Origin of the sequence: Pseudomonas avellanae BPIC 631 (assembly GCF_000444135.1) — a bacterium.
Classification (GTDB): domain Bacteria; phylum Pseudomonadota; class Gammaproteobacteria; order Pseudomonadales; family Pseudomonadaceae; genus Aquipseudomonas; species Aquipseudomonas avellanae.
Genome location: NZ_ATDK01000038.1, coordinates 1 through 13,563, shown reverse-complemented (window position 1 = coordinate 13,563; position 13,563 = coordinate 1). Strand labels below are relative to the sequence as shown.

Here is a 13,563-nt window from a genome sequence, read left to right as displayed (position 1 = left end):
CTGCTGTCATCAACGATTTTTAGTCCATGACAGGAGCATCAACATGGTTGCCGAGTTATTAGCACGTCTGGGCGTGGCGAGCAGTGCCCACACACAAGGGGACTATCCGGTTTACACCCCGATTGATGGCAGCCAGATTGCCTCGGTCACGCTGGAAAACAAGGTGCAGGTGGTGGCACGCATCGACAGCGCCCACAGCGCATTCCTGAAGTGGCGCACCGTACCGGCCCCGCGCCGTGGCGAGCTGGTGCGGATCTTTGGTGAAGTGCTGCGCGAGCACAAGGCCGACCTTGGCGAGCTGGTGTCGGTCGAGGCGGGCAAGATCACTCAGGAAGGTCTGGGTGAAGTGCAGGAAATGATCGACATCTGCGACTTCGCCGTCGGCCTGTCGCGTCAGTTGTATGGCTTGACCATCGCTTCCGAACGTCCTGGTCACCACATGCGTGAAACCTGGCAGCCGCTGGGTGTGGTCGGCGTGATCAGCGCTTTCAACTTTCCGGTTGCGGTCTGGGCATGGAACACCACGCTGGCGCTGGTCTGCGGCAACCCGGTGATCTGGAAACCGTCGGAAAAAACGCCGTTGACCGCGCTGGCGTGCCAGGCGCTGTTCGACAAGGCGCTGACGATTTTCGGTGATGCACCGGCCGCGTTGGCGCAGTTGGTGATTGGTGACCGTGACGCCGGTGAAGCGCTGGTCGATGACCCACGCGTGCCCCTGATCAGCGCCACCGGCAGCACCCGCATGGGCCGCGAAGTCGGTCCGCGTGTTGCCGCACGTTTCGGCCGCACTATTCTGGAACTGGGCGGCAACAACGCGATGATTCTGGCCCCCAGCGCCGATCTGGACTTGGCCGTGCGCGGCATTCTGTTCAGCGCCGTGGGCACTGCCGGTCAACGCTGCACCACGTTGCGCCGTCTGATTGTGCACCGTTCGATCAAGGACGAAGTGGTCGCTCGCGTCAAAGCGGCTTACGCCAAGGTGCGTGTCGGTGACCCGCGCGAAGGCAATCTGATCGGCCCGCTGATTGATCAACAGGCGTTTTCGGCCATGCAGAACGCCCTGACCAAGGCCCGCGACGAGGGCGGTCAGGTGTTCGGCGGCGAGCGTCAATTGCAGGATAAATACCCGAACGGCTATTACGTCACGCCGGCCATCGCCGAAATGCCGGGTCAGACCGAGGTCGTCCGTCACGAAACCTTCGCGCCGATTCTTTACGTGCTGGCTTATGACGACTTTGAAGAAGCCTTGCGCCTGAACAACGAAGTGCCACAAGGCCTGTCCTCGTGCATCTTCACCACTGACCTGCGCGAAGCCGAGGCTTTCCAGAGTGCAGCGGGCAGCGACTGTGGCATCGCCAACGTCAACATCGGCACCAGCGGCGCAGAAATCGGCGGTGCATTCGGCGGCGAGAAAGAAACCGGCGGCGGTCGCGAGTCCGGCTCCGATTCGTGGCGCGCCTACATGCGTCGGCAAACCAACACCGTCAACTATTCCCGCGAGCTGCCACTGGCTCAGGGCATAGTTTTCGACTGATCCGAACCGGGCGTTTTTCACTGACATTGCTGGAGTTTTTCGATGGTGCAGTTTGCTGAAGGCTGTCTGTGGGAACAATTGACTCCGCAACGTCCGCTGAGCCCGGTGCTGACCGGTGAGCGAAACGCCGACGTGTGCATCATCGGCGCAGGGTTCACCGGTCTGTCGGCTGCGTTGCAGTTGCTTGAGGGCGGCAAGTCGGTGTGCGTGGTCGAAGCGCATCAGGTCGGCCACGGCGGCTCCGGGCGCAACGTCGGTCTGGTCAACGCCGGGACCTGGGTCGCGCCCGACGAACTGGAGAAAACCCTCGGCAGCGTCGAGGCCAGCCGCCTTAACACTGCGTTGGGCGGGGCACCGGCGCTGGTGTTTGCGACCATCGACACGTACCGCATCGATTGTCAGGACACGCGCACCGGCAACCTGCACATGGCGCACAACGCCAAGGGGTTTGCGGATTTGAAAAGCCGCGCCGAGCAGTGGCAGCGGCGCGGTGCCAACGTCGAATTACTAACCGGCAAAGCCTGCGAAGATGCCTGCGGCACCGACAAGGTCAGCGGCGCGTTGCTGGATCATCGCGCCGGTACGGTGAACCCGATGGCGTATGTGTCGGGCATGGCGCTCAACGTGGTGGCGCGGGGCGGTCAGCTGTTTGGCGAGTCGCCCGTCAACGGGCTGCAACGCACGGCCGACGGCTGGAAGGTTTCCACCGCAACCGGCAGCGTCCGCGCCGAGAAAGTGATCATCGCTTCCAACGCTTACACCGAAGGTGAGTGGACCGATATCAAGGACCACATCTTTGCGGGCTATTACTATCAGGTCGCCTCGCAGCCTCTCAGCGGTGCGGCGCAGGCGGACATTCTGCGTGGCGGGCAGGGTTCATGGGATACGCGCACGGTGCTCAGCAACATTCGCCGCGATGCCCATGGGCGGCTGCTGTTGGGCAGCCTCGGCAATGCTGGTAATTACCCGCTGTGGTTCATTCGTCAGTGGGCGGATCGCGTCCAGCAGCATTATTTTCCGCAACTGGGCCGTGTCGAGTGGCAAAGTACCTGGACCGGCCGTATCGGCTTTACGCCAGACCACTTGCTGCGCCTGTTCGAACCTGCGCCCGGTTTGCTGGCCGCGACCGGCTTCAATGGCCGAGGCGTGACCACCGGAACGCTGGTGGGCAAATGCTTTGCCGATTACCTGCTGAGTGGCGATGCGGCGGCGCTGCCGGTGAGTTTTGCCAGCAACAACAAAAAGGTGTCGGCCAATGGCCTGCGCACGCTGGCCTACGATGCCGGGTTTACCCTGTACCACGCCGGGCAATGCCTGCGCGTCGTGCTCTGACGCAATCAAGCGTCAGGCTGTTCGGCTTTTGAGCCTCAACTCCGCACACAGCCCGCCCTGCGCCGAATTGCGCAGGTGCAGACTGCTTTCCAGTTTGCGCACGATCATATCGACGATGGCCAGGCCCAGTCCTGCGCCATTGCTGTGGCCTTGGCTGTAAAAGCGCTCAAAGAGGCGCGCCTTCTGTTTTTCGTCGATGCCCGGCCCTGCGTCTTCGACGGACAAGTGCGCGCTGCCGTCTTCCTGGCGGTTGAGCATCACGCGAATCTCGCTGGCAGGCGGGGCGAAGTTGAGCGCGTTGGTCAGCAGGTTCTGCAGCGCGATGGTGATGGCTGAGGGGTCGCTGTGGATCACGCAGTCATCGCCCGCTTCAAAGACCAGATCAACACGTTTTTCCAGCGCCAGCGGTGTCAGCTCGGCCATTTCTTCGCGCACCAGCGTGTTCAGTTCAAAGGTTTGCAACTGGCTGACCTCAAGGCGCGGCTCAAGCTGGGCCATGGTCAGCAACTGACTGGCCAGGCGGGCAGCGCGATCGACGCCGTGCACGAGAAAATCCAGTGCTTCCAGACGTTGCTCCGGGCTCTCCGCCTGGCGGGCGTTCTGGGCGTGAATGCGCAGGATGGTCAGCGGTGTGCGCAGTTCATGGGCGGCGTCGGCGATGAACCGTCGTTCGCGCTCCAGCACGCTTTCGATCTGGGTCAGCAGGCGATTGAGCGCGTGCTGCATGGGCTCCAGTTCCTTGGGCAGCGGGGCTATGTCGAGGGGTTCGAGGCTTTCAGCATCGCGTTTGCGGATGACCTCGGCCATCGACTGTAACGGGCGCAGGCCCCAGCCGATGGCCAGCCAGATTGCCACCACCAGCAACGGCACGCCGATCAGCGTCGGCCACACGGTGTGGCTGACAATGCGCTGGATCAGGTCCTGACGGACATCGTCACGCTCACCGACCCAGATCAGGAAACCCTGCTGTGGATCGGCCAGCAAAAAGCCGCACCACTCGTGGCCGTTTTCGATCAGGTCATGGGAGCCTTCTGCGACGGGTGGAGCACTGAGCAGGGGCGCTTCGGCCGAACGCACCAACAGCTCGCCCGAGGTGCGCCAGACCTGAAAGGTCAGCCGGGTTTCGTACGGGTGGGCAACGCCGCTGGTGCCCACCCGGCTCATGGCCTGATCGAACGCCTGATAAAGCTTGTCCAGGTCCTGTTCGCCTGCCGCTCGCTGGCTTAATACGCCTTGCAGCAAGCGGGCGCTTTGGGCCAGTTGCGCGTCATAGACTTCTTCGATTTCGTGATGGCTGTCGCGCAAGGCGAGCAGGCTGATGGCCAGGTTACCGAGCAGCAACAGCAGCAGGACCGGGACCAGAATGCGCGCACGTACCGAGGTCATGCCTTGAGCTCCAGAAGGTAGCCGACGCCGCGCACGGTGCGTATCAGCTCGGTGGACAGTTTCTTGCGCAGGTTGTGAATAAGCACTTCCAGGGTGTTGCTTTCGACCTTGTCCTGCCAGCCGTACAGAGTGTTGGACAGGCGCTCGCGGGTCACCACCTTGCCGGGGCGGATCATCAGTTGGTGCAGCAGTTGGTATTCCATCGGCGTCATCAGCACTTCGCTGCCCTGAAAACTGACCTGCTGCGACGCCGGGTCGAGGCTGATGCCGGCGTGTTCCAGCAATGGCTGCGCGCGCCCCTGGCTGCGCCTGAGCAGGGCACGCACGCGGGCCTTCAGTTCATCGACGTCGAACGGCTTGATCAGGTAATCGTCGGCCCCCGCGTCCAGCCCGGCGATACGGTCGGCGGTGCCGTCGCGGGCTGTCAGGATCAGTACCGGCAGGGCAAGTTCTTCGGCGCGCAACTGGCGCAGCAGGTCGAAGCCGTCCATGCGTGGCAGGCCGAGGTCGAGCAACAGCAGGTCGAAGGGTTCGCTGCGCAGGGCATGCAGCGCGCTAAGCCCGTCTTCCAGCCAGTCCAGCGTATAGCCTTCGGTATTGAGGGCCACACGGATGCCTTGGCCAATCGCACGATCATCCTCGACAAGAAGCAGGCGCATAGGGGTGGACCAATGAGTAGGGTGAGAAGGGCGCCATGATGCCGCCCGCGCGCAGTGCCGCGAAGCGCCGTGTGTCCGGGAAGATGTTACCAGCTGTTACGTATTAAGCTTTTCCTAAGATTGGTTTCGCACAGTAGGCGCTCCTTAACTGCCCGAGAGCATTTGCCATGCGTAAAGTTCTGCTGATTTCCCTGTTGTTGGCCAGCCCGTTGGCGCTCGCCGGCCCGCAATGCACCACCGCTGAAAAGTCCCAATGGCAGGATCAGGCCAAGTTCCAGGAGCAGCTCAAGGCTCAGGGTTACGAGATCAGCAAGTTCAAGGTGACTGACGGCAACTGCTACGAGATCTACGGCTTCGACAAGGACAAGCGCAAGGTCGAGATCTATCACGATCCGGTCACCGGTAAAGCGGTCAAGACCGAGATCAAGTAATGAGTCGGGTTTCCCTGCGCCTGTGGGACCCGCTGGTCAGGCTGTTTCACGTCTCGATCGCGGGTGTTTTCGTTGCCAATTATTTCTTCAATGAAGCGGGTGACGACTGGCACGTCTGGCTGGGCTATTACGCGGTTGCCTGGCTGGCGGTGCGAGTGGTGTGGGGTTTCCTCGGGCCGACCAGCGCCCGCTGGAGCGATTTCTGGCCGAGCCCTGCGCGTTTGCGCGCGCATGTTCGCTCGCTGATAGACCGCAAGCCTATGCATCGGCTCGGTCATTCTCCGCTCGGCGCGCTGGTCATGGTACTCATGATGGCGCTGATTTTCGGCATGGGCCTGACCGGTTTCCTGATGGAGGAGGTCGATGCCCTGTGGGGCGCCGACTGGCCTTTGCAGACCCATGAAATCCTCGCCAATACGTTGTGTGCCCTGGTGGTGCTGCACATGGCCGCAGCCATCTTCGAAAGTTTTCAAGTGCGTGACAACCTGCCGTTGTCGATGCTGACAGGCAAACGACGTCCGTTGCCAGAAGATGACCATCGCTGAACCCCCATCCTTGTCCTTCACTACAGTGATGCCTCCTGATGCGTGTTATTTCCCGAAACCTGACTGCATGGAGCGCAGGCCTGATTGTTGTAGCGATTTTTCTCGGCGCATGGCTCAGTCATCCGCTGCACCGTATTTCCGGCTTTGCGATCACCCCGGCACCGGCTGGCACCGAGAGCCTGCCACCCAAGGCTTCCTATAGCTCGCGCTTTGCATCCTCTGACCTGAACGATTTCGTGCACTCGTCAGCGGTGACGGCGTTGCCCGGCGGCGACCTGATGGCGGTGTGGTTTGCCGGTTCCCGCGAGGGCGCAGGCGATGTGGAAATACGCACCTCGCGCTTCGACGCGCAGGCCGAGGAATGGGGTGGCGAGCAGGTTCTGGCGACCCGCGAATCCACCCAGACCGGCACCGGCAAGTACATCCGTAAGCTCGGCAACCCGGTGATTGCGCTGGCCCCGGACAACCGCCTGTGGCTGTTCTATGTGTCGGTTTCGGTCGGTGGCTGGGCGGGCAGTTCGGTCAGTGCGATGGTCTCCAGCGACATGGGGGCCAGTTGGTCGGCGCCGCGACAACTGGTGACCTCACCGTTTCTGAACATCAGCACGCTGGTTCGGGGTGCGCCGGTGTTTCATGCCGACGGCTCGATCGGCCTGCCGGTGTATCACGAGTTCCTCGGCAAGTTTGCTGAATACCTGTACCTGAGTGCCGACGGCGAGGTGATCGACAAATTTCGCATCAGCCGAGGCAAGAACTCCCTGCAACCAACTGTCGTGCCACTCGACGGGCAACGCGCGGTCGCCTTGCTGCGTTATGCAGGCGAAACCTTCCACCGCGTGCTGGCGAGCCGCACCGAGGACGGCGGGCAGACCTGGAGCGAGCCGTATCCGTTGGCGCCGAGCAACCCCAATTCTTCGCTGTCGGCGGTCGGTGTGCCGGGCAAGGGCCTGCTGGTAGCGCTCAATGACCTGCGCGAAGGGCGCTTCAAACTCAGCCTGTACAGCACCGACGAGCAGATGAAGGTCTGGCGACCGCTGCCTGATCTGGACAAGTCGCCTGATCCGCTGGGTACTCCGTTTTCTCTGGAAGCTTACAAAGAGGTCATCGGTCAGGGCTTTCGGGCTTCCAGTGGCGCACTTCGCCAACCGATGGAAGCAGAGTTTCTGAGTAACCTGGATCAACGCGTCTGCGCGCCCCAAGGCTGCGATTTCGAGTACGAGTATCCGTATTTCATACGTAGCCCGGACGGCCTGTATCACTTGGTCTACTCGTGGAATAACACCTTTATCAAACATGTCAGCTTCAACGAGGCCTGGCTGGCGGAGCAGCTTTTATGATCGCTTTGGGATTGGCTCATCTGGCATTTGCCTGGACTTTATTTGTCGTGTTCGCCCCGCTGACCTCATCGTTATGGTGGCGCTGCGGCATGCTGGCGGCGGCGTCGCTGTTGAGTGTGGTCTCGGTTGACGGCCTGTCGATGGCGTCCTATGCTCGCAGCCTGACCGACGACCTGGCGATCAGCAGCCTGGTGGTGCTGGGCTGGCTGACTCTGCAGCGGCTCGGCGTGCTCAAGCCCATAGCGCCATCCCGCCGTTGGGTGATGCTGCTGGTGTTTGCCGCGCTGGCACTGACGCTGTACCCGGCAACGCTCGGCCTGACCTATTTCGACCCCTACCGCTGGGGTTACAACCCGCGGCCGATGATCATCATTGTTGCGGTCATCGCGCTGGGGCTGATCTACCTGCGCAATGTGCTGGCCGTGGCGATGCTGACCGTTGCTACGCTGGCGTTCACGTTCAGAATCAAGCCGTCGGAAAACTATTGGGATTACCTGATCGACCCGCTGCTTGCGCTGTATTGCTGCGGGGCTCTGCTGGGCCTGGCTATCCGTTTTGTTTATCGCCGGGCAATGGGGCAGCGCCGTTCGGCTGCGCTGCCTGCCGGCAATGTGTAGAGGAAGAACAATGAGTTGGTTGCAATCGCGACGCCTGCGCTACTGGCTGGGCGCGGTCATGCTGGTGTTCCTGCTGTCGGCGTTACTCCGGGGCGTGTTTTTCTACGGCTTTTCCGGCGTCGAGCCGGGCACGCTGTTTACCCACAGTGAAGTTGCGCAGACCCTGGGCATCGGCTTGCGCTTCGACCTGCGTCTGGCGCTGTTGATCGCAATGCCGGTTGCGCTGCTGCTTTGGCTGCCGCGCTGTAACCTGATCAATGTGCCTGCCCTGCGCTGGGTCGCACGGGTTTATCTGATTATTGCGCTGGCGATTCTGACGATGATTCATGTCGTCGACTTCGGCCACTATGCCTACCTCGGTGTGCGGCTCAACGCCAGCGTGATGCGCTATCTGGAAGACGCGCAGATCTCCCGCGACATGCTCTGGCAAACCTACCCGGTGGTGTGGATCACGGTCGGCTGGCTGCTGACGGTCGTCGCGCTGGGCTGGGCGTTGCTCAGGCTTGAACGCGTGACGCTGAACCGCCAGGCGCGGCCGATCAAACGCTGGTCGGTGGTCTGGGGCTCGGCATTGATGGTCTGCGCGACCTTTCTCGGCTTGTTGGGCCGGTTCGAGAATCTCAACCTGGAAAACCCCGTGCCGCTGCGCTGGAGCGATGCGTTTTTCTCCGGTAACAGTCAGGTGGCTGCGCTGGGGCTCAACCCGGCGCTGTTTTTGTACGACACGCTCAAGGTTTCCCAGTCGCACTTCGACGAAGCGAAAGTGCGCGAGCATTACGAGGTGGTGGCACGTTATCTGGGCGTTCAGCAGCCCGATGCACAGGCGCTGAACTTCAAGCGTCAGCAACCTGAGCAGCCTTATCGACTGCCCGGCGAGCGGCCGCCGAACGTGATGTTCGTGATGCTCGAGTCACTCGGCACCAGCGCGGTGGGTGCCTATGGCAACCCGCTCAATCCAACCCCGAATATCGATCATCTGACCACGCAAAGCTGGTTCTTCAAGCACTTCTATGTGCCGGTGACCGGCACCGCGAAAACCGTCTGGGCGAGCATTACCGGGGTGCCCGACGTCACCCGGCAGGAGACCGCAACGCGCCACCCCTTGCTGACACGCCAGAACACCATCATCAATGACTTCAAGGGCTACGAGAAGCTCTACATGATTGGCGGCAATTCCGGCTGGGCCAACATGAACGCGCTGATCCGCCGCAGCATTGACGACGTGCGCCTGTACGAGGAACGCGACTGGAAGTCACCGCAGGTGGATGTCTGGGGGATTTCCGACCTCGACCTGTTCAAGGAAAGCGACCGGATTCTGCGTGCGCTGCCCGCCGACAAACCGTTCTTTGCCTACGTGCAAACCGCAGGCAATCACCGGCCTTTCACCATTCCCAAGGACAACGACGGTTTTCAGGTCAGCGACAAGACGCTGGAGCAAGTTCAGGCTGCCGGTTCACGCAGCGTGGAGCAGTACAACGCCGTGCGCCTGCTGGACTTCAATATTGGACGGTTGATGGAACTGGCCAAGGCTGGCGGCTATTACGAGAACACCATCTTTGTGCTGTTTGGCGACCACAACACGCGTATCAGCCAGATTCCGCACATGGCACCGGCGTTCGAGCAACTGGGGCTGGAAAGCAACAATGTTCCCATGCTGATTCACGCGCCCGGTTTATTGGGCACACGGGTCATCGATGAAGCGGTCGGCCTCACCGATCTGCTGCCGACGCTGGCAGGCATGGCCGGAATGGAATTCACCAGCGGTACGATGGGGCGCGACATTCAGCAGCCTGCTCCGGAGGGCGAGCGTGTTGTGCCATTGGTATTGCGTGAGGGTACGTTCCCGTTGATCGGCGGGGTCACGCGCCATTACCTGCTGCAGATGGAGCACGATGGCAGCTCGCCGACGCTTCACGACCTGGCCTCGCCAACGCCGCTGGACAACGTGGCCGAGCAGAACCCGCAAGAGTTCGAGCGCCTGCGTGACCTGACCCGTGGCCTGCATGAAACGTCGCGAATGATGTTGTACCAGAACGTGCGCTGACCAATCGGACAGGTTTTGGGGCAAGCGCAGTGCGCAAGCCATCCGTTGGGGACGGGTGCTTGCGCAGTGCTGGACTCGGCACGCGATGATGTTAAAGTGCTTGCCACTGTGATCCGCATCTTTACGAAACACGTACATCGGCCGGTTTTCGACTATTGTCATTGAGTCGATATCAGATTTATCCGGCGATGAAAAACCGCCACTGTGCAGCGCTGGCGGTTTTTCGTTATGCACTACGGTGTTTCGTCGCCAATTCCGGAAAAGCCTGTCGGATTCTGCGTTGAATCTGTATTTTGGCGGCCTGTTTTCGCACGGATACGTTTTCCGTCTATCGCACTCTCAAGAGCCTTTCTGGATGCCGGCAAGTTTTTCACCTGTCACCCCGCCGAAGTTGATTGGTGCACTTCGCGCTGAAACGAATCAGTTGCACGTTCAACTTGAAAAACGCATGCCTTTTTTCTCGTCTGTTCTGGACCACGCGCTGTACCTTCGCTTGTTGCAGGCCTATTACGGCTTCTATGCACCGCTTGAGGCTGCATTGCGTGACAGCACCTTGATGCCCAGTGCGCTCACTCCAGATGACCGGATCAAGACATGCGTGCTGGTGAAAGACTTGTGCGCGCTGGGTATGTCCGAACATGACATCAGGCAACTTCCGCATTGCACGCAATTACCGATAACCGATTCTCCCGGCGCCTGTCTGGGCGTAATGTATGTGCTTGAAGGCGCGACATTGGGCGGGCAAGTGTTGCGCCGCGAGGTACTCAAGCGTCTGGGGCTGGATGAACACAGTGGCGCGGCCTTTCTCGATGTGTACGGTGCTGAAACCGGACCCCGCTGGAAGGCTTTTCTGAACCATCTGGACGCTGTGCCGCGAGACGTTGAATTTACCGAGGCTGCAGCCCATGCCGCCCATTCCACATTTGCACGTTTCGAGCACTGGCTCGACGGTCAAGAGGTACTGTTATGAGCCAACTCGACAAGGACGCTTTTGAAGTCCTCCTGGCCAATTGTGCGGATGAGCCCATCCAGTTTCCCGGGGCCATTCAGCCTCATGGTCTGTTGTTCACGCTCAAAGAGCCTGAACTGACGATCCTGCAAGTCAGCGCCAATGTGCAGAGCGTGCTGGGCAAGGTGCCCGAGCAACTTGCCGGGCAGACACTGGATTGCGTTCTGGGTGCTGGCTGGGCTGAGGTGATCAGAAGTGCCAGCGCTCACGAGTCGTTTGCTGATGCGCCACGTCTGTTGATGTCGGTCGATGGCATTGAGTTCGAGGCCATGCTGCACCGCAGTGAAGATGCGCTGGTTCTGGAACTCGAGATTCAGGACAAGGCCACTCAGGCGATCAGTTATTCCGAGCGCACGGGTAATATGGGTCGCATGTTGCGCCAATTGCATGCCGCCGCTGATCTGCAGACACTCTACGAAGTCAGTGTTCGCGAAATCCAGAAAATGACCGGTTACGACCGGGTATTGATCTACCGGTTCGAAGAAGAGGGCCACGGTCAGGTTATCGCTGAAGCGTCGGCACCGGCCATGGAACTGTTTAACGGCTTGTTCTTCCCGGCGTCGGACATTCCCGAGCAGGCGCGCGAACTGTATCGCCGCAACTGGCTGCGTATCATTCCCGATGCCGACTACACGCCGGTGCCTCTGGTGCCGCAATTGCGTCCGGACACCCGGCAGCAGCTTGACCTGAGCTTTTCGACACTGCGCAGTGTGTCGCCGATTCACTGCCAATACATGAAAAACATGGGCGTGCTTTCGTCCATGAGTGTTTCGCTGATTCAGGGCGGCAAGTTGTGGGGCCTGATCAGTTGCGGGCATCGCACGCCGCTGTACGTGTCCCATGAGCTGCGCAGCGCGTGCCAGGCAATTGGCCAGGTGTTGTCGCTGCAGATCAGTGCTATGGAAGCGATGGAAGTCAGCCGCCAGCGCGAGGCCAAGATTCAGACCCTGCAGCAGTTGCATCAGCTGATGGCGACGTCCGACACGGACGTGTTCGATGGCCTGGCGCAGCAGCCGCAGCTGTTGATGGACCTGGTCGGCGCCACCGGCGTCGCCATCATCGAAGACCGGCAAACACACTGCTACGGCAACTGCCCGGAGCCGTCAGACGTCCGCGCCCTGCACACCTGGATGACGGCAGGCGGTGAGCCGGTGTATGCCAGTCATCATCTTTCCAGTGTCTACCCGCCTGCCGAGGCTTATCAGGCTGTGGCCAGCGGTGTACTGGCCATGACCCTGCCCAAGCCTGTGGATAACGGCGTGATCTGGTTTCGTCCGGAGGTCAAGCAAAGCGTTCAGTGGAGCGGCGACCCGAACAAACCGCTGAACCTGGACGCCTCGGACAGCATTGTGCGCCTGCGACCGCGCACGTCGTTCGAGATCTGGAAGGTCGAAATGACCGGGATCGCCATCAAGTGGAGCCACGGCGATGTGTTCGCCGCCAACGACCTGCGCCGCTCCGCGCTGGAAAATGACCTGGCCCGGCAGGTCAGCAAGGAGCAGCAGGCGGTGCGCGCTCGCGACGAACTGGTGGCGGTGGTGTCTCACGACCTGCGCAACCCGATGACGGTCATCTCGATGCTCTGCGGCATGATGCAGAAGTCGTTCAGCTCCGACGGCCCGCACACCTCGCGACGCATTTCCACGGCAATCGACACCATGCAGCAAGCTGCCAGCCGCATGAACGTGTTGCTCGAGGATTTGCTCGACACCTCGAAAATCGAGGCCGGCCGCTATACCATCACGCCGCAGCCGCTGGAAGTCAGCCAGATATTCGAAGAGGCCTATACGCTGCTCGCCCCGCTGGCGATGGACAAGTCCATCGAGATTTCCTTCAATGCCGAGCCCGACATCAAGGTCAATGCTGACCCGGAGCGGCTGTTCCAGGTGCTGTCCAACCTGATCGGCAACGCGATCAAGTTCACCCCCAAGCTGGGCAGGATCGGTGTGGCGGCGATGTCCAACGGCGATGAAGTGGTGTTTACCGTGCGCGACTCCGGCGAGGGCATCCCTCCTGAACAGTTGCCGCACATCTTCGAGCGCTACTGGACCGTCAAGGAAGGCAACCCGACCGGTACCGGCCTGGGCCTGTATATCTCGCAAGGCATCATCAAGGCCCACGGCGGCGAACTGGCTGCGCAAAGCCAGGTTGGCCAGGGCAGCGAGTTCCGCTTTACGGTGCCGATCGCACATTGATGGCTTTCTCGGGCTTGAGGGTTTAAGACTCAAGCCTGAATAGCATCAGCGCTACTTCCAGTTCGAGGCCTTCTCGATGTACTCCGCGCTTGGGGGAAGGACCTCGTGGAGAAACGCGAGGTACTTGGCCATCAATTCCTTACTGGGAAAGCGGGCGGCGAAGCCTGTGGTGACGTCGTCGCAGTGAGTGATGACCATCAGGCGCTTGTGATCAACCGTGACAAATTCATGCAGGTGCCAAGGGGCGGTTTGTCGATGGTGGACGGGGTTTTCCCAATTCAGCAGCTTGACGGCTGCGATAAAGGCCATCGCTACCGGGCCGATCAGGAAGAGCAATGAGCCGGTGAGAAGGGCGATGAAAACGAATATCATGATGACGGCTACGGCGATGCCCTTAAGGATCCTCCGATCAACTCACCGCGCCGTGGCCGATAGCCGGACTTTTCCTAAAATAAGCCGCTATTTGTTGAAAAA

The 13,563-nt window shown here is 60.7% G+C and carries 11 protein-coding genes and 1 pseudogene; 9 read left to right on the top strand and 3 right to left on the bottom strand.

What is annotated here, in order from left to right:
• The first annotated feature begins 43 nt into the window (after window positions 1-43).
• On the top strand, window positions 44-1,534 hold the full coding sequence (gene amaB, locus DW49_RS0101070; protein WP_005616696.1) for an L-piperidine-6-carboxylate dehydrogenase: 1,491 nt from the start codon (window positions 44-46) through the stop codon (window positions 1,532-1,534).
• 42 nt (window positions 1,535-1,576) lie between these two features.
• Window positions 1,577-2,866, top strand: coding sequence for an L-pipecolate oxidase (gene amaA, locus DW49_RS0101065; RefSeq protein ID WP_005616697.1), 1,290 nt, complete (start codon window positions 1,577-1,579; stop codon window positions 2,864-2,866).
• A gap of 12 nt (window positions 2,867-2,878) precedes the next feature.
• Here the strand turns inward: amaA and DW49_RS0101060 are convergent, their stop codons facing one another.
• Both DW49_RS0101060 and DW49_RS0101055 read right to left on the bottom strand, forming a co-directional pair.
• On the bottom strand, window positions 2,879-4,252 hold the full coding sequence (locus DW49_RS0101060) for a sensor histidine kinase (protein ID WP_005616699.1): 1,374 nt from the start codon (window positions 4,250-4,252) through the stop codon (window positions 2,879-2,881).
• Window positions 4,249-4,911: a response regulator gene (locus DW49_RS0101055; protein WP_005616701.1), complete on the bottom strand. Its 663-nt coding sequence runs from the start codon at window positions 4,909-4,911 to the stop codon at window positions 4,249-4,251. The genes DW49_RS0101060 and DW49_RS0101055 overlap by 4 nt, the downstream gene beginning before the upstream one ends.
• 167 nt (window positions 4,912-5,078) lie before the next feature.
• Here DW49_RS0101055 and DW49_RS0101050 point away from each other — a divergent pair, with 167 nt between their 5' ends.
• From DW49_RS0101050 to DW49_RS0101020, 7 genes are all read left to right on the top strand, one after another.
• A complete protein-coding gene (locus tag DW49_RS0101050) occupies window positions 5,079-5,342 on the top strand; it encodes a PepSY domain-containing protein (protein ID WP_003381463.1) in 264 nt (87 codons plus the stop codon).
• Window positions 5,342-5,887: a cytochrome b/b6 domain-containing protein gene (locus tag DW49_RS0101045; RefSeq protein ID WP_005616702.1), complete on the top strand. Its 546-nt coding sequence runs from the start codon at window positions 5,342-5,344 to the stop codon at window positions 5,885-5,887. Before DW49_RS0101050 ends, DW49_RS0101045 begins: the two co-directional genes overlap by 1 nt.
• A gap of 38 nt (window positions 5,888-5,925) precedes the next feature.
• Window positions 5,926-7,224, top strand: coding sequence for a sialidase family protein (locus DW49_RS0101040; RefSeq protein WP_005616703.1), 1,299 nt, complete (start codon window positions 5,926-5,928; stop codon window positions 7,222-7,224).
• The gene (locus DW49_RS0101035; RefSeq protein WP_005616705.1) at window positions 7,221-7,841 is read left to right on the top strand and encodes a hypothetical protein; all 621 of its coding nucleotides are present in this window, start codon (window positions 7,221-7,223) and stop codon (window positions 7,839-7,841) included. Before DW49_RS0101040 ends, DW49_RS0101035 begins: the two co-directional genes overlap by 4 nt.
• A 10-nt stretch (window positions 7,842-7,851) precedes the next feature.
• Window positions 7,852-9,885 carry an LTA synthase family protein gene (locus tag DW49_RS0101030; RefSeq protein ID WP_005616707.1) on the top strand — a complete coding sequence of 678 codons (2,034 nt, stop codon included), beginning with the start codon at window positions 7,852-7,854 and terminating at the stop codon, window positions 9,883-9,885.
• Window positions 9,886-10,240: 355 nt separating this feature from the next.
• Window positions 10,241-10,855, top strand: a complete 615-nt coding sequence (locus tag DW49_RS0101025) for a biliverdin-producing heme oxygenase (RefSeq protein ID WP_005616709.1) — start codon at window positions 10,241-10,243, stop codon at window positions 10,853-10,855.
• Window positions 10,852-13,089 carry an ATP-binding protein gene (locus tag DW49_RS0101020; RefSeq protein WP_005616711.1) on the top strand — a complete coding sequence of 746 codons (2,238 nt, stop codon included), beginning with the start codon at window positions 10,852-10,854 and terminating at the stop codon, window positions 13,087-13,089. Before DW49_RS0101025 ends, DW49_RS0101020 begins: the two co-directional genes overlap by 4 nt.
• Before the next feature lie 51 nt (window positions 13,090-13,140).
• On the opposite strand, the pseudogene DW49_RS0101015 reads toward DW49_RS0101020, so the two are convergent.
• Window positions 13,141-13,485: pseudogene (locus DW49_RS0101015) on the bottom strand (permease); the annotation flags it as partial.
• Window positions 13,486-13,563: the final 78 nt, after the last annotated feature.

Excerpts from the sequence above, each read along its gene's own strand:
- amaB (WP_005616696.1), top strand. The coding sequence starts at position 44 with ATGGTTGCCGAGTTATTAGCACGTCTGGGCGTGGCGAGCAGTGCCCAC.
- amaA (WP_005616697.1), top strand. The coding sequence starts at position 1,577 with ATGGTGCAGTTTGCTGAAGGCTGTCTGTGGGAACAATTGACTCCGCAA.
- DW49_RS0101060 (WP_005616699.1), bottom strand. The coding sequence starts at position 4,252 with ATGACCTCGGTACGTGCGCGCATTCTGGTCCCGGTCCTGCTGCTGTTG.
- DW49_RS0101055 (WP_005616701.1), bottom strand. The coding sequence starts at position 4,911 with ATGCGCCTGCTTCTTGTCGAGGATGATCGTGCGATTGGCCAAGGCATC.
- DW49_RS0101050 (WP_003381463.1), top strand. The coding sequence starts at position 5,079 with ATGCGTAAAGTTCTGCTGATTTCCCTGTTGTTGGCCAGCCCGTTGGCG.
- DW49_RS0101045 (WP_005616702.1), top strand. The coding sequence starts at position 5,342 with ATGAGTCGGGTTTCCCTGCGCCTGTGGGACCCGCTGGTCAGGCTGTTT.
- DW49_RS0101040 (WP_005616703.1), top strand. The coding sequence starts at position 5,926 with ATGCGTGTTATTTCCCGAAACCTGACTGCATGGAGCGCAGGCCTGATT.
- DW49_RS0101035 (WP_005616705.1), top strand. The coding sequence starts at position 7,221 with ATGATCGCTTTGGGATTGGCTCATCTGGCATTTGCCTGGACTTTATTT.
- DW49_RS0101030 (WP_005616707.1), top strand. The coding sequence starts at position 7,852 with ATGAGTTGGTTGCAATCGCGACGCCTGCGCTACTGGCTGGGCGCGGTC.
- DW49_RS0101025 (WP_005616709.1), top strand. The coding sequence starts at position 10,241 with ATGCCGGCAAGTTTTTCACCTGTCACCCCGCCGAAGTTGATTGGTGCA.
- DW49_RS0101020 (WP_005616711.1), top strand. The coding sequence starts at position 10,852 with ATGAGCCAACTCGACAAGGACGCTTTTGAAGTCCTCCTGGCCAATTGT.